This window comes from Pseudomonas sp. JV414 (assembly GCF_032424305.1).
In the GTDB taxonomy this organism is placed as follows: domain Bacteria; phylum Pseudomonadota; class Gammaproteobacteria; order Pseudomonadales; family Pseudomonadaceae; genus Aquipseudomonas; species Aquipseudomonas lini.
The window spans coordinates 80,590-94,775 of record NZ_VYKC01000017.1; the positions used below are offsets into that span (position 1 = coordinate 80,590).

Genomic DNA, 14,186 nt, shown 5'->3' on the forward strand with positions numbered 1-14,186 from the left:
CTAGGCCTCTTGATCAAACATTTTGATCGTTATGCCCCATAATTCAGCCTAAGCGTCTGCAGGAACGTGCTGTTACAATGCCGCCTCTGCGAATCTTCAGTACATATAGATCAGGAGCACACCGGTGCCTGTCGTTTTTGTCGCCGCTTCCAAGCTGCCAACGCCTTTTGCGCAATTCACCATGCATGGCTTTCTCGATGAAGAGAACGGGCGCGAGCACGTGGTGCTGAGCCTGGGTGAGTTCGCTGACGGTGCTCCGGTACTCGGCCGGTTGCACTCCGAATGCCTGACAGGCGATGCCTTGTTCAGCCAGCGCTGCGACTGCGGTTCGCAACTCGAGGCAGCCTTGCAGGCAATCGCCCGTGAAGGCCGTGGCGTGTTGCTCTACTTGCGTCAGGAAGGTCGCGGCATTGGCCTGTTGAACAAGATCCGCGCCTATGAATTGCAGGACGGCGGTGCCGATACCGTTGAAGCCAATGAGCGTCTGGGTTTCGCCGCCGATCAGCGCGACTACGCCATGTGCCTGCCGATGCTGGAGCACCTGGGCGTGAAGTCCTTGCGTCTGATGACCAACAACCCACGCAAGGTCAAAGCCTTGACCGACATGGGCATCGTGGTTGCCGAGCGCGTACCGCTGCACACTGGGCACAACCCGCATAACAAACTCTACCTGGCGACCAAGGCGAGCAAGCTCGACCATATGATGGGCAACGAGCATCAGGGCGAGGTTGACCGGGCGTGACCCGCGGTCAGGTACGGCGGCGACTGTCCGTCAACTGGTGGCAATACCTGGCGCTGGCCTTGGTGCCGCTGTTCGTGATCAACGGGGTATTCGGCCAAAGCGAGGCGATTCTGCCGGTGCTGGCGATGCCATTGTTCATCGCCGGTGTGGCCTCGATGTTTGTCAGCCTGAAGTTCTTTGGTGGCTACAAGCACGCCCTGATCGCCACCCAGAAAGCCCTCGATACCCCTGAAGAACCCGCCGCCTGGATCGCCTTGGCCGCAAAACGCCGTGCCGCGTTTCTGGTCGCCGGCCTGCCTGCCTGGACCGGTGCAGTGGCGGTATTCGTCGGGCTTGAAGCTGTGCCGCTGGTGCTGCTGGCGCTGTCGACCGCGGTGCTGTTCTACCTCTACCGTATCCCGCGTCAACTCGGCTGATGCGCAGCGTCTGGCTGGCGGTGTTGCTGCTGGCCGTCAGCGGTTCGGCGACTGCGGTCGAGCGGGTTGTCAGTCTGGCACCGTCGCTTTCTGAAATCGTCGTTGAGCTGAACTCGGCTGACCTGCTGGTCGGTGTGCTGGATGCCGGTGAACGTCCCGCTGAACTCAAAGACATTCCTTCCGTTGGCAGCTACGGCCAGTTGGACATGGAACGACTGCTCAGCCTCAAGCCCGATTTGCTGCTGCTCTGGCCGGGCAGTGTGGGGCCGGCTCAGCGTGAGCAGCTCAAACGGCTGAACATTCCCACCTTTGTCGCCGAACCTCACAACCTCGAACAACTTACCGCCCAGATTGAAGTGATCGCTGCACAACTCGGCAGAGCGGAGCGTGGCATTTCAGTGGCCGAAAATCTGCGTCAACGACTCGATTCCCTGCGCCAACGCTATCGAAGGGATGAGCCGTTACGGGTGTTTTATCAAGTCTGGGATCGGCCGCTGTACACCGTGGGCGGCGGGCAGATCATCAGTGATGCGCTGCAGGTTTGTGGGGCGCGTAATGTGTTTTCCGACCTGACGCAGCCTGCTCCGCAGGTCAGTGTGGAGGCAGTGTTGCAGCGCAATCCCGAGGTGATTCTGGCCAGTGATCAGGCGCAACTCGACGCATGGAAGAGCTGGCCTCAGGTGACGGCGGTGGCGCAGGGGCAATTGCTGCTGGTGACGGACAAAGGCCTGGAGCGGCCGAGCGGGCAGATGATCGAAGCGACTGCCAAGCTGTGCCAGTTGATCGCGCCCGACCATTAAGACCGAGGCGCATTCATCGCGGGCAAGCCCGCTCCCACAGGTTCAGTGTGATCCTTGTGGGAGCGGGCTTGCCCGCGATGAGGCCGGCTCAAACACGGTCAAAACCCCGGCGTCCAGGTCACCCCGAACATCCACGCCCGGCCTTCCTCGCGATACCCATACTGACTGCCATCATGGCTGTACAACGCCCGGCTGTAGCTCTTGTCCAGCAGGTTATCGACCTTCAACTCCAGCTTGATCTCGCGATTCAGCGCCCAACTGCTACGCAACCCCAACAACGCATACCCGCCCAATGGCTGCTGGTTGTTTTCGTCGTCATAACTGCTGCTCACCGCTTGCCAACTGGCACCGAAGCCGAGCCGATCAAATTGCCGATCCAGATCCAGGCTCAAAGTCCGTCGTGCACGACGGGCGAGGGTGTGGCCGCTGTCGCGATCCCGCGGGTCGATGATCGCCACGCCGAGGTTGCTCTGCCAGCCGAACAGCTCCTGCTTCAAGACCGCTTCAAAACCATTGATTCGCGCCGAAGCGACGTTAGCCGGGCGGTTGTTGCTGCCGAAAATAATCGCGTCTTCCAGATCGGTGCGGTACAGCGAGGCTTCCAGGCGACTGTTCTGCGTCAGCTGACTGCGCCATTGCAGCTCATAACTTTTCGAGGTTTCGGGCTTCAAGTCAGGGTTGCTGAAGTCCGGGTAGTACAGGTCATTGAAGGTCGGTGCGCGGAAGCCTTCGCTGTAGGTCAGCAGCACATCGTTGTCCGGGTTCAGCGGCAGGGTGAACGTGCCGCTCCAGCTGTTCTGGCTGCCGAACTGCTGGTTCTGGTCGCGACGCAGGCCCAGTTCGGTAGAGAAACTGTCGGTCTGATAGCGATGCTGGATAAACGCTGCACGGTTCCAGCGGCTGTCTTCGTCGAACGCTGTGCTGCTGTTGATTCGGTCTTCGTACCAGTCGCCGCCGAGGATCAGGCTGTTGCGTTCATCCAGGGTCAGGTCGTTTTGCCAGTTCACCGAATCGCGGTAAGTGTTGAACACGCTGCGCTCGTCGCTGAGCTTGTCGAGCGTCTTCTCGCGGTTTTCGCTGTGGCCGAACTCGACGCGGGTCTTCCATTGGTCATTGATCCGCGCATCGACATAACTGCTGACGCTGCTCACAGAGAACTCGCTGTAGGGCTGCTGCTGGACCGATTCGAAGGTGTTCATGTCGAAGCGGCCGAACGGGTTGTCGAATGCGCTTTTGCCCTGGTTATCCAGCAGGTTGGCGCCAATTTCGATGTCGTCGTTGAGGGTGTGACTCAGGCTTAAGCTGACCGATTTATTGCGGTATTCGTCGTGGTCGCCATCACTGGGATAAGACTCGTGCGTGCGATTGATGCCTGACGTTTCATCAAGGCTGGCACCGAGATTGAAGCGGGTCTGCGCGTCGCCGCCGGACAATCCGAGGCTGCGCTCCCAGGTCTGATTGCTGCCCACTCCCACATGCATGCGTGGTTGCAGGCCTTGTTCGTCGCCACGGCGAGTGAAGATCTGGATCACCCCGCCAATCGCATCGCTGCCGTAAATCACTGAACGCGAACCACGCAGCACTTCCACGCGCTCGACCTGTTCGATGTTGATGTGTTGCAGATTGCTGTCGCCGGAGGTCGAGTTGCCGATGCGCTGGCCGTCGACCAGCACCAGACTTTGCGCCGACTTGGTACCACGAATGTAGACCCCCGGCAGACTGCCACGCCCACCGGTTTGCCCGACCTGCACGCCCGGTACCCGGCGTAGCAGATCCGTGACACTGCTCGGTTGCAGACGGTCGATGTCTTCGCGGGTGAACACCGTGTTGGCAGCGCTGCTGTCGTTGCGCGCTTCGACTTGACGGTTAGCGCTGATCAACACGTCGGGCAGTTTCAGGGCCTGGTCGCGTTCGAAGGTGTCGGCCAAGAGTTGGCCGGCCGGCAGAAGCGTCAGCGTCAGGGCAAAAGGGGAGAGTTTCATGGATTATCCGAGGCGAATTCAGATACGACACAACCCCCCGTAGGAGCTGCCGAAGGCTGCGATCTTTTGATTCTGTTTTTTCAGGTTTGGAGCCGCCAAAGATCAGGATCAAAAGATCGCAGCCTTCGGCAGCTCCTACAGAGGATCGGGTTTACAAGTTGAGCAGCTGCAGGCGCTGACGCACCGCTTCTTCGATCCCGCTTTCATCCAGCCCACACTCAGCCAGCATTTGCGCAGGCTTGGCGTGCTCCACATAGGCATCCGGCAAGCCCAGGTGCAGCACCGACTTAAGGATGTTTTCGCGGGCGAGAAACTCGCTGACCGCGCCACCGGCACCGCCCATGATTGCGTTCTCTTCGACGGTCACCAACAACTCGTGGCTGCCGGCGATTTCGCGAACCAGTGCTTCGTCGAGCGGTTTGACGAAACGCATGTCGACCACGGTCGCATCCAGCTTCTCGGCGACTTTCAGTGCCTCGGCCAATTGCACGCCGAACACCAGCAGGGCGACTTTGCTGCCCTGACGGCGGACGACACCCTTGCCGATTTCAATCGGTTCGAGGTCTTTCGCGATCGGCGCATTGGGGCCGGTGCCGCGCGGATAACGCACCGCCGCCGGGCCGTTGTACAGATGGCCGGTGCTGAGCATTTTGCGCAGTTCGTTTTCGTCGCTCGGGGTCATCACCAGCATGCCGGGGATGCAACGCAGGAACGACAGGTCGAAGCTACCCGCGTGCGTCGGGCCGTCTTCGCCCACCAGGCCCGCGCGGTCGATGGCGAACAGCACGTCGAGGTTTTGCACCGCCACATCATGCACAAGCTGGTCGTAAGCGCGTTGCAGGAAGGTCGAATAGATCGCCACCACCGGTTTGGCGCCTTCGCAGGCCATGCCGGCGGCGAGGGTCACGGCGTGTTGCTCGGCAATCGCCACGTCGAAATAACGCTCCGGGAAGCGCTCGCTGAACGCCACCAGATCGGAGCCTTCCTTCATCGCCGGGGTAATCCCGACCAGGCGCGGATCGGCAGCGGCCATGTCGCACAGCCATTCACCGAACACACCGGAATACTTCGGCCCGCCGGCTTTCTTCGGCGCCGCGGCTGGAGCATCCACAGGTTCGAGTTTGGTGATGGCGTGGTAACCAATCGGGTCGACTTCCGCCGGAGCGAAACCTTTGCCTTTCTTGGTGACCACGTGCAGGAATTGCGGGCCTTTCAGATCACGCATATTGCGCAGGGTGGCAACCAGAGTCGGCAGGTCGTGGCCATCGATCGGGCCGATGTAGTTCCAGCCCAGCTCTTCGAACAGCGTGCCGGGAACCAGCATGCCTTTGGCGTATTCTTCGGTGCGACGGGCGATTTCCCAGGCGCCGGGCAGACGCGACAGGACCTTTTTGCTGCCTTCGCGCATGCTCGCGTAAGTGCGGCTGGAAAGGATTTTCGCCAGATAGTTCGACAGCCCGCCAACGTTGCGCGAGATCGACATGTCGTTGTCGTTGAGGATCACCAGCATGTTGGCGTCCACTTCCGGCGCGTGGTTCAGCGCCTCGAAAGCCATGCCGGCGGTCAGTGCGCCGTCGCCGATCACTGCAATCGCCTTGCGATCACTGTGTTGCAGGCGGGCGGCAATCGCCATGCCCAGCGCTGCGCTGATCGAGGTGCTGGAGTGGCCGACGCCAAAGGTGTCGTACTCGCTCTCGGAACGACGCGGGAAGGCGGCAACGCCGTCCTTCTGGCGCAGGGTGCCCATGCGCTCGCGACGGCCGGTGAGGATTTTGTGCGGATAGGCCTGATGACCCACGTCCCACACCAGCCGGTCATCCGGGGTGTCGAAGACGTAATGCAACGCGATGGTCAGCTCGATGACGCCCAGGCCGGCACCGAAATGCCCACCGGTCTGACCGACCGTGTAGAGCAATTCCAGGCGCAACTCATCAGCCAGGGTTTCCAGCTCGGCTTCGCCTAACCGGCGCAGGCCGTCCGGCGTGTTGGCACGGTCGAGCAGGGGCGTGGTCGGGCGCTTGCGGGGAATCTCATGAAACGTCGTGGGCATCAGGCGAATCGTTATAGGTATAAAAGATGCGGCAGTTTACCTGATGCATCGCCCCCTGCCCACGCGTTGGTTTTTTTTGGCAGATACGCCGTCAGCTGCGGCGATCGACGATGTACCGGGCCAGATCGCGCAATGGCTCGGCCGCCGCGTCAAACGGTCGCAGCGCGTGCAGGGCCTGGTCGCGCAGTTCCAGGGCGTAAGCCTTGGCCGCGTCGAGACCGAGCAGGGCCGGGTAGGTCGGCTTGTCCCGGGCGATGTCGGCGCCTTGGCGTTTGCCGAGGGTTTCGGTGTCACTTTCGACGTCAAGAATGTCGTCCTGGACCTGAAATGCCAAGCCAATGGCCTGTGCATAACTCTGCAGGGACTTCAGTTCGTCCTTCGCGGCATGACCGCTGGCCAGGGCACCTAGCTTGACGCTGACTTCAATCAACGCGCCGGTCTTGTGCCGATGCATGTACTCAAGGGCTTTTTGATCGAGCTTCAGGCCCACCGAGCCGAGGTCGATGGCTTGCCCGCCGACCATGCCCGCCGGGCCCGCCGCCAACGCCAAGGCGCTGACCATCTGCAGACGGGTTTCGGCGTCGCAACTGCTCAGGCGCGGGTCGAGCAGGGCGCTGAAGGCCAGGCTCTGCAAACCGTCACCAGCGAGAATCGCGCAAGCTTCGTCGAATTTCTTATGCGTAGTCGGCTGGCCGCGACGCAGATCGTCGTCGTCCATGGCCGGCAAATCATCGTGCACTAGCGAATAGGCATGGATCAGCTCCACCGCACAGGCCGCGCCGTTGGCTTGCTCGGCCTTGCCGCCCAGCGCTTCACACGCGGCGTAAGCCAGCAGCGGGCGCACACGCTTGCCGCCATTCATCACGCTGTAGCGCATGGCTTCGTAGAGACGGGCAAGCTCAGGCCCTGGCGCGTTGAACAGGGTTTCCAGTGCAGCATTGACGCGAGCCTGGCTGGTCGCCGAATACGCCGCAATCATTCTGGCTGATCCGCGTCGAAGGGTTCCTCGGCCAGCTCACCATCACGCTCGAGCAGCACTTGAACCTTCTGCTCGGCCTGAGCCAGCGCCGCCTGGCAATCGCGGGTCAGACCGATGCCCTGCTCGAAAGCGGTCAGCGAGTCTTCCAGCGACAATTCGCCGTTCTCCAGACGCTCCACCAACGTTTGCAGGTCAGCGAGAGATTGTTCGAAATCCAGTGCAGCTTTTTTGCGGGCCATGGCGGCTATTTCCGGTTGACGTTAAACCGGCGCGACACTAGCAGACATAGGGGTTATGGGCAAATGAGCGGGGTGTTTCGGCCAACGAGTTTTGGGGGTGAATGTGACTTCCGTGGCGAGGGGGCTGTGTCGATCATGATTAATGTGTTGAGTAATCGGGATAGTAGAACTGGGATGAGCCGATTAAAAATGCTATTCGGCTCATATAGTGAGCCGAATATGACGTCTGTTCGGCTCACCGGCCAGCCATCGACAGGTGTCGCCCCACGTCCGGGTGCGACTGAATCGCGCAATATCGCGGTCTGGACTCTACCCATTTGCAATGGGCTGCAGGTCAAAGCATATCTTTCAGGCATTAAAAAAGCCGGCTTGTGGCCGGCTTCTCGGGGACTGGCTTGGTTTATTTTTGGTAAACCGCGCCAGCCTTCAAAACGTACACCCGGATCTTGCGTCCGGCTGTGGGACTTGGCGAGAAAGTCATCTGCCTTGTCGGTGCGATCTGAGCCTGAAGAAGAGTCGATGCGCAAATGTGGGGCGCAGCATACTGATTTTTTTGAGAAATTCCCAGCTTGGTATGCGGGATAGAGGGATTGCGCTGAGGTGTAGCAGCTGACGAGGCAAGCCCCTGTAGGAGCGAGGCTTGCCCGCGAAGAACGATGACGCGGTCTGCCTGGCGGACCGCGGCGTTCCCTTCGCGGGCAAGCCTCGCTCCTACAGGGGTTTGCCCCCTCGCCATGGTTGATTACAGAAAGGGCACAGACGGCCGGCGTTTATTGAGCGTCGACCACCAGAATACCCATCCCAATACCCTGATGTTCTGCTTGTCGATCTGCTCGGCATTGAAGATTTCGTCTGGATATTCGGCTTTGTTATAGCTGCGCAACCGCAGCGCATTCCCTGGCATCCGATGCAGGTATTTGATCCGCAACATCCCGTCATGCTCGATCGCATAAATCTCCCCATCAATAACCTGAGTCAGCCCGCGGTCGATCGCAAGCGTCGAACCGTCTTCTATCTTTTCGCCCATGCTGTTGCCGATCATGTGGGTACAAATAGCGTCGGCGTGGTTTATTTCCAGGGAGTCCAGGTGGCCGCGTGGCAGGCGGATGGATTGGCTGGGGTCTTTGACGACGTGAGTTTTGTTGGAGCCCGGGGCGGTGGCTGTTTCTTTGTAGAAGGGCAGCTCTACGTCGATGGGTTCGATCACCGTGTAAATGCCACGGATGGCCTGGGCATCGAAGGTATTGCCGGCCTCGTCGAGCACGCGCAGGCGTGAGGACTCTTTCGGGCCTTCGCCGGTTTTCAGCCAGTCGCTGTTTACAGACAGTAGTCTGGCGACCTCTTCCATGCGGTAGGCGGGCACACCTCGGGTGTACCAGTTGTGGATATTTTGCGCTTCCGTGTCGAAGAAAACGGCAAATCCTGTGGTTGTGATTTTCGCTGCTTCAAGGAGCGCTTTAAACCGTGGGCCGCTAGTGTTCTTTTTCATAAACACGAGTTTACTGGCGCAGGATGGGGGTTTGAATAAACGATCCGTTCAAATTTCGAGGGAAATTTAAGACTGGATGTAAGGCGCTTTTAGTGGAATTTAAACAGGAAAACACCAAAGCCAAGAAGCGTTCCACGTACCGTTAAAGGTCAGTATCTGGGCGGAGCGCCCACAAAAAACCCCGGATCAACCGGGGTTCTTCTTCAACCGTCGCAGCTAGAAGCTTACCGCAGCTTCTCAGCCTTTATAGGCAGCAACCGACTTGGTGATCGCGTCGCGGGCGGCATCTGCGCCGGCCCAGCCTTCGATCTTCACCCATTTGCCTTTTTCGAGATCTTTGTAGTTCGCGAAGAAGTGCTCGATCTGCTGGATCAGCAGAGGTGGCAGATCGGTGTATTCCTTCACGTCGACGTACAGCTGGGACAGCTTGTCGTGTGGAACCGCGATCACTTTGGCATCGCCGCCGCCGTCGTCGGTCATGTTCAGGATGCCGACTGGACGCGCGCGGATTACCGAACCTGGAGCAACCGGGTAAGGGGTCACGACCAGCACGTCGAGGGGATCACCGTCGTCGGCCAGGGTGTTCGGGATGTAACCGTAGTTGGCCGGGTAGAACATCGGGGTGGCCATGAAACGGTCAACGAACAGGCAGTCGCTGTCTTTGTCGATTTCGTATTTGATCGGCGCGTGGTTGGCCGGGATCTCGATCGCGACGTAGATGTCGTTCGGCAGGTCTTTGCCAGCCGGAATCTTGCTGTAGCTCATTGGGCGGTGCCCCCGTTAGTTGACCAAAAACACTTGGCCGGATTGACCAAAAAGTGGCGGCGATTATAGGCATATTCCGCCACCGTTGCTATGTGCCAGAGGTCGTGTAGACCTTAGTCGTGTGCCTGATAGACAGGGTTCTCTGCCAGAAGTTGCCGCAGTCGGGCCAATGGATCCTGCCGATAAAACAGCTTCAGCTGCTCATAGACCTGTGGATAAGCCTCGTGCAGCAAATCCGGGGCGCTGAAGAAGTATTCGCTGGTGACCGCGAAGAACTCGGCGGGGTTTTCCGCTGCGTACGGGTCGATGGCGGTTTGCGCGTCAGGGTTGCGGTCCAGTTGCCGATCGAGGTCGTCATAGGCTTCTTGCATGACTTTGGCCCAGTCGCTGACGCGCATATCGGCATGCAGCGGGGGCAGGCCATTGGCGTCGCCGTTGAGCATGTCGAGTTTGTGCGCGAGTTCGTGGATGACCAGGTTATAGCCTTCCCAGCCACCGCTGGCCATCACGCCCGGCCAGGCGAGGATGATCGGGCCTTGTGGCCAGGCTTCGCCACTGTGTTCGCCGTCCCATTCGTGTTCGACGCCACTGGCATCGCGATGGCGCTGGGGGCTGAGGAAATCGTCGGGGTAGAGGATGATTTCGTGAAAGCCCTGATACCAGTTCAGATCGCCCAGATGCAGCAGCGGCAATTGGGCCTGGGCGGCGAGCAGCAGGCGTTGTTCCTGGTGAAGTTCTACGCCGGGCAGGGCGGTCAAGTGTTTGTCTTGCAGGAACAGCACGCAGGCTTCACGCAGCCATTGGTCTTCGGCTGCGCTGAGACCATCGAGAAAGCTCAGGTGATGGCGCACCCGTTGCCACATGTCGTCGGCAATCGGATGCCTGGTCAGGGTGCGCTGGCGTCGCCAGGCGCTAAGGGACCACATCGTGAGTCAGCGGGGTTCGGCTTTGGACGCGGCATGACCGAGGCGGCTGCGGATCACGCTGATGATCATCGGTAGCAGAGACAGCAGGATGATGCCCACCACCAGCAGCGACAGGTTTTTCTTGATGAACGGTACGTTACCGAAGAAATAACCGAGGGTGACCAAGCCACCCACCCAGAGGATGGTGCCGAGGACGCTGAAGGCAAAGAAACGTGGGTAAGGCATTTTGCCAACGCCGGCGACGAACGGGGCAAAGGTGCGAATGATTGGCAGGAAGCGCGCCAGGGTCACGGTTTTGCCGCCGTGCTTGTCGTAGAAGTCGTGGGTTTGTTGCAGGTAGTCGCGGCGAAAGATTTTCGAGTTCGGGTTGCTGAACAGCCGTTCGCCAGCGGTGCGGCCGATTACATAGTTGGTGCTGTCACCGAGAATCGCCGCCAGCATCAGCAGGCCGCCCAGCAGCACCGGGTCCATGCCGCCACCGGCCGCCACGGCGCCCGCGATGAACAGCAGAGAATCGCCCGGCAGGAATGGCATCACCACCAGACCGGTTTCGCAGAAGATCACCAGAAACAGAATGGCGTAAATCCATGCCCCGTAGTTAGTCACCAGCATGTCGAGGTAAACATCGAGATGCAGGATAAGGTCGATAGGGTTGAAATCCATGGAAAGCACCTGTGGTGATGGCCCGACTCTGCAGGCCTGTGCGGATGGCTTCGCGTAAGACTACAGCTAAGTGTGATTTTTCTTACGAGCCGGAAGAATGGGCATTATACGGGGTGACAAGTGAAAAACGCGTCGAGTTTGTAGCGGGGGATGTCGATGGGTCGACCATAGGTCTGTTGGCTTTGCACAATCCACTGTGGTGAGGGGGCTTGCTCCCGTTGGAGTGCGAAGCGCTCCTGATCCGACCGGCGTGATTTACGACGGCTGCGCAGCCGAACGGGGGCAAGCCCCCTCGCCACAGAAGTCTGCCTCGCTGCCAAGGTGCTTAAATCCCGTCACTGATCGGCAACACGTAGTTCTTGAACTCGGTGTCTTCCTTGAACCCGATGGATTCATAGGTTTTTTGCGCAACATCGTTATTGCTGCTGGTGGAAACGCGCATGCGCACGGCATTGGTTTCTTTGGCCATTTTTTTCGCGGTGCGGATCAGGTTGTCGGCCACCAACTGGCGGCGGGCGTCTTCGGCGACGTAGATGTCGTTGAGGATCCATACGCGTTTAAGCGAAAGAGACGAAAAACTGGGGTACAACTGACAAAAACCCATCAGTTTGTTGTTGTCGTCATCGGCCAGGGCCAGGTAGATCACCGATTCCTTGCGCCGCAGGCGTTTCTCGAGGAATGCCCGGGACGAGTCTGGATACGGCAAGGAACCGTAAAATTCACGATATTTGACGAACAACGGGGTCAGCAGGTCGAGGTGTTCGAGGGTCGCTTGAATAATCCGCATGGTAGGTCTCGTCTTCAAGTGGCTGTCTTACGTGGTGACGGCGACGGGAAACCCTGGCGGCCGTGCATCGATCCTGCCTGAAACCTGAATAGAAACGCAATGCGGAAACGGTTCAGGTAGCCGACGGGCTCAGTAGGAAATTACCTTTCATGTCTGCACCATTATCCGACTCCAGCGTCTGAACCTGGGCTTCGTCCTTCAGACTGACCCCCGATAACTGCCGCCGACAAGCTTCGCGCATCAAATACAGCAAACGGTGTGCCGCCATGCCGTAACTCAAGCCTTCGAGCCGGATATTCGAGATGCAGTTGCGATAGGCGTCCGTTAGTCCGACCTTGGGATTATAGGTGAAATACAGCCCCAGGCTGTCTGGCGAGCTCAAGCCGGGGCGTTCGCCGATCAATATGACGACCATTTTGGCGCCGAGCAGCTCGCCAATCTCGTCGGCCACCGCGACTCGGCCCTGTTCCACAAGGATCACCGGTGACAGGGACCAACCCTCAGCGGCTGTCTGCTCTTCTATGCGCGCCAGAAACGGTAAGGTATGGCGATGAACGGCCAATGCCGAGAGGCCATCAGCCACCACAACGGCCAAATCGATCCCACCAGGATGGCTCAGCGCGTAGTCGCGCAGGGTCTGCGCCGACTCATCACTCAACTTTCGCCCCAAATCAGGGCGCTGCAGATAGCTGTTCCGGTCCGTGGCGGCGCTGTGCAGCAGCAAACTTTCACGTCCGCGCTCGGCCAGTTGCGAACTGAGCCCCATGTGGTCGAACGGCAGGTGCACCGCATCCCGGGCCTGTGCATGGGCGTACTGAAAATCCAGCTGCGCGCTGGTCGGCATACTGGTGCCGGTGCGACCGAGGGCAATACGTGCCGGGGTCAGGCGGCGCAGCTCCAGCAACGGGTTTTGCGGGTCGACAGGTGGTTTATCCATCTCAATACTCATCCCAGTTGCGCCATGGCCTGACGGAAGGCCGGCGGCAGGTTGTCGCCGAAGTGAATTTTGCCGTCTGCCTGGGTGAAGATGCCCATGTTCGCCAGCCACTGTTCAAACTCCGGCGCCGGTTTCAGGCCCAAGGTTTTCCGGGCGTAGAGAGCATCGTGGAACGACGTGGTCTGGTAGTTGAGCATGATGTCGTCAGAACCGGGAATGCCCATGATGAAGTTGATCCCGGCCACGCCCAGCAGGGTCAGCAGGGTATCCATGTCGTCCTGATCGGCTTCGGCGTGATTGGTGTAACAGATGTCGCAACCCATGGGCACACCCAGCAGCTTGCCGCAGAAGTGGTCTTCGAGCCCGGCACGGATGATCTGTTTGCCGTTGTAGAGGTATTCCGGGCCGATGAAGCCTACGACGGTGTTCACCAGAAACGGTTTGAAATGGCGTGCCACGGCGTAGGCGCGGGTTTCGCAGGTTTGTTGATCGATGCCGTGGTGGGCGTTGGCCGACAGGGCGCTGCCCTGGCCGGTCTCGAAGTACATCAGATTCTGGCCCAACGTGCCGCGATTCAGGCTCAAGCCCGCGTCATAGCCTTCCTGCAAGACGTTGAGGTTGATGCCGAAACTGGCATTGGCCGCTTCCGTACCAGCGATCGACTGGAACACCAGGTCAAGCGGAACGCCGCGATTCACCGCCTCGATGGAGGTGGTGACGTGGGTCAGCACGCAGGCCTGTGTAGGAATTTCATAGCGCTGGATGATCGCATCGAGCATTTCCAGCATGGCGCAGATCGAAGCGATGCTGTCGGTGGCCGGGTTGATGCCGATCATTGCATCACCGTTGCCGTACAGCAGACCGTCGAGGATGCTCGCGGCGATGCCGGCCGGTTCGTCGGTGGGGTGATTGGGTTGCAGGCGTGTCGAGAGCCGTCCGCGCAGGCCCAGAGTGCCGCGGAATTTGGTGACCACGCGGATTTTCTGCGCCACCAACACCAAGTCCTGCACGCGCATGATCTTCGACACAGCGGCGGCCATTTCCGGGGTCAGGCCCGGAGCGAGGGCGCGCAGGCTCTGTTCGTCGGCGGCGTCGCTGAGCAGCCAATCGCGAAAGCCGCCGACAGTGAGGTGGCTGACTGCTTTAAAAGCCTGTTTATCGTGAGTGTCGATGATCAGCCGGGTGACCTCATCGGCCTCGTAAGGAATCAGTACTTCCTGCAGGAAGTGAGTCAGCGGTATGTCTGCCAGGGCCATCTGCGCGGCCACGCGCTCGCCATCATTGAGGGCGGCAACGCCGGCCAGAAAGTCCCCGGAGCGCGCCGGGCTGGCTTTGGCCATGACGTCCTTGAGGCTGTCGAAGCGGTAGGTGTGGGCGCCGACCGTGTGAGCAAAACTCGCCATACAGATTC

At 59.6% G+C, this 14,186-nt stretch carries 14 protein-coding genes; 3 read left to right on the forward strand and 11 right to left on the reverse strand.

Annotated elements, in window-relative coordinates; translation table 11 throughout:
- Nucleotides 1–124 precede the first annotated feature (124 nt).
- From ribA to F6R97_RS18175, 3 genes are read left to right on the forward strand one after another with little or no spacing between them, the layout of a single operon-like run.
- Nucleotides 125–742, forward strand: a complete 618-nt coding sequence (ribA, locus tag F6R97_RS18165; RefSeq protein WP_007906827.1) for a GTP cyclohydrolase II — start codon at nt 125–127, stop codon at nt 740–742.
- Complete coding sequence (locus F6R97_RS18170; RefSeq protein WP_038981351.1) at nt 739–1,158, forward strand: hypothetical protein; 420 nt, start codon at nt 739–741, stop codon at nt 1,156–1,158. The genes ribA and F6R97_RS18170 overlap by 4 nt, the downstream gene beginning before the upstream one ends.
- A complete protein-coding gene (locus tag F6R97_RS18175) occupies nt 1,158–1,958 on the forward strand; it encodes a cobalamin-binding protein (RefSeq protein ID WP_050681913.1) in 801 nt (266 codons plus the stop codon). Before F6R97_RS18170 ends, F6R97_RS18175 begins: the two co-directional genes overlap by 1 nt.
- A 98-nt stretch (nt 1,959–2,056) precedes the next feature.
- On the opposite strand, the gene F6R97_RS18180 is transcribed toward F6R97_RS18175, so the two are convergent.
- The 11 genes from F6R97_RS18180 to F6R97_RS18230 all read right to left on the reverse strand — a co-directional run bounded on the left by F6R97_RS18180 (nt 2,057) and on the right by F6R97_RS18230 (nt 14,178).
- Entirely contained in the window at nt 2,057–3,940 is a 1,884-nt protein-coding gene (locus F6R97_RS18180; protein WP_315866895.1) for a TonB-dependent receptor domain-containing protein, read from the reverse strand.
- A gap of 151 nt (nt 3,941–4,091) precedes the next feature.
- Entirely contained in the window at nt 4,092–5,990 is a 1,899-nt protein-coding gene (gene dxs / locus F6R97_RS18185; RefSeq protein ID WP_038981354.1) for a 1-deoxy-D-xylulose-5-phosphate synthase, read from the reverse strand.
- A 91-nt stretch (nt 5,991–6,081) separates the two neighbouring features.
- Nucleotides 6,082–6,969 carry a (2E,6E)-farnesyl diphosphate synthase gene (gene ispA / locus F6R97_RS18190; RefSeq protein WP_038981355.1) on the reverse strand — a complete coding sequence of 296 codons (888 nt, stop codon included), beginning with the start codon at nt 6,967–6,969 and terminating at the stop codon, nt 6,082–6,084.
- Nucleotides 6,966–7,208, reverse strand: coding sequence for an exodeoxyribonuclease VII small subunit (locus tag F6R97_RS18195; RefSeq protein ID WP_007894317.1), 243 nt, complete (start codon nt 7,206–7,208; stop codon nt 6,966–6,968). Before F6R97_RS18195 ends, ispA begins: the two co-directional genes overlap by 4 nt.
- A gap of 742 nt (nt 7,209–7,950) precedes the next feature.
- Nucleotides 7,951–8,697 carry a helix-turn-helix transcriptional regulator gene (locus F6R97_RS18200; RefSeq protein WP_038981356.1) on the reverse strand — a complete coding sequence of 249 codons (747 nt, stop codon included), beginning with the start codon at nt 8,695–8,697 and terminating at the stop codon, nt 7,951–7,953.
- 237 nt (nt 8,698–8,934) lie between these two features.
- Entirely contained in the window at nt 8,935–9,462 is a 528-nt protein-coding gene (ppa, locus tag F6R97_RS18205) for an inorganic diphosphatase (protein WP_008052339.1), read from the reverse strand.
- A gap of 113 nt (nt 9,463–9,575) precedes the next feature.
- Nucleotides 9,576–10,388: a zinc-dependent peptidase gene (locus F6R97_RS18210; RefSeq protein WP_048396431.1), complete on the reverse strand. Its 813-nt coding sequence runs from the start codon at nt 10,386–10,388 to the stop codon at nt 9,576–9,578.
- 6 nt (nt 10,389–10,394) lie between these two features.
- Nucleotides 10,395–11,051, reverse strand: a complete 657-nt coding sequence (locus F6R97_RS18215) for a DedA family protein (RefSeq protein ID WP_038981360.1) — start codon at nt 11,049–11,051, stop codon at nt 10,395–10,397.
- 325 nt (nt 11,052–11,376) lie between these two features.
- Nucleotides 11,377–11,838: a GNAT family N-acetyltransferase gene (locus tag F6R97_RS18220; protein ID WP_038981361.1), complete on the reverse strand. Its 462-nt coding sequence runs from the start codon at nt 11,836–11,838 to the stop codon at nt 11,377–11,379.
- 112 nt (nt 11,839–11,950) lie between these two features.
- Nucleotides 11,951–12,775, reverse strand: coding sequence for an ethanolamine ammonia-lyase subunit EutC (gene eutC / locus F6R97_RS18225; RefSeq protein WP_161794733.1), 825 nt, complete (start codon nt 12,773–12,775; stop codon nt 11,951–11,953).
- 8 nt (nt 12,776–12,783) lie between these two features.
- Nucleotides 12,784–14,178: an ethanolamine ammonia-lyase subunit EutB gene (locus F6R97_RS18230; protein ID WP_048396432.1), complete on the reverse strand. Its 1,395-nt coding sequence runs from the start codon at nt 14,176–14,178 to the stop codon at nt 12,784–12,786.
- Nucleotides 14,179–14,186 lie beyond the last annotated feature (8 nt).

What these genes read in the sequence shown, in the direction of transcription:
- F6R97_RS18220 (WP_038981361.1), bottom strand. Translation starts at nt 11,838, where the DNA reads ATGCGGATTATTCAAGCGACCCTCGAACACCTCGACCTGCTGACCCCG.
- ppa (WP_008052339.1), bottom strand. Translation starts at nt 9,462, where the DNA reads ATGAGCTACAGCAAGATTCCGGCTGGCAAAGACCTGCCGAACGACATC.
- F6R97_RS18175 (WP_050681913.1), top strand. Translation starts at nt 1,158, where the DNA reads ATGCGCAGCGTCTGGCTGGCGGTGTTGCTGCTGGCCGTCAGCGGTTCG.
- dxs (WP_038981354.1), bottom strand. Translation starts at nt 5,990, where the DNA reads ATGCCCACGACGTTTCATGAGATTCCCCGCAAGCGCCCGACCACGCCC.
- F6R97_RS18195 (WP_007894317.1), bottom strand. Translation starts at nt 7,208, where the DNA reads ATGGCCCGCAAAAAAGCTGCACTGGATTTCGAACAATCTCTCGCTGAC.
- F6R97_RS18215 (WP_038981360.1), bottom strand. Translation starts at nt 11,051, where the DNA reads ATGGATTTCAACCCTATCGACCTTATCCTGCATCTCGATGTTTACCTC.
- F6R97_RS18200 (WP_038981356.1), bottom strand. Translation starts at nt 8,697, where the DNA reads ATGAAAAAGAACACTAGCGGCCCACGGTTTAAAGCGCTCCTTGAAGCA.
- F6R97_RS18210 (WP_048396431.1), bottom strand. Translation starts at nt 10,388, where the DNA reads ATGTGGTCCCTTAGCGCCTGGCGACGCCAGCGCACCCTGACCAGGCAT.
- ispA (WP_038981355.1), bottom strand. Translation starts at nt 6,969, where the DNA reads ATGATTGCGGCGTATTCGGCGACCAGCCAGGCTCGCGTCAATGCTGCA.
- eutC (WP_161794733.1), bottom strand. Translation starts at nt 12,775, where the DNA reads ATGGATAAACCACCTGTCGACCCGCAAAACCCGTTGCTGGAGCTGCGC.
- F6R97_RS18230 (WP_048396432.1), bottom strand. Translation starts at nt 14,178, where the DNA reads ATGGCGAGTTTTGCTCACACGGTCGGCGCCCACACCTACCGCTTCGAC.
- F6R97_RS18180 (WP_315866895.1), bottom strand. Translation starts at nt 3,940, where the DNA reads ATGAAACTCTCCCCTTTTGCCCTGACGCTGACGCTTCTGCCGGCCGGC.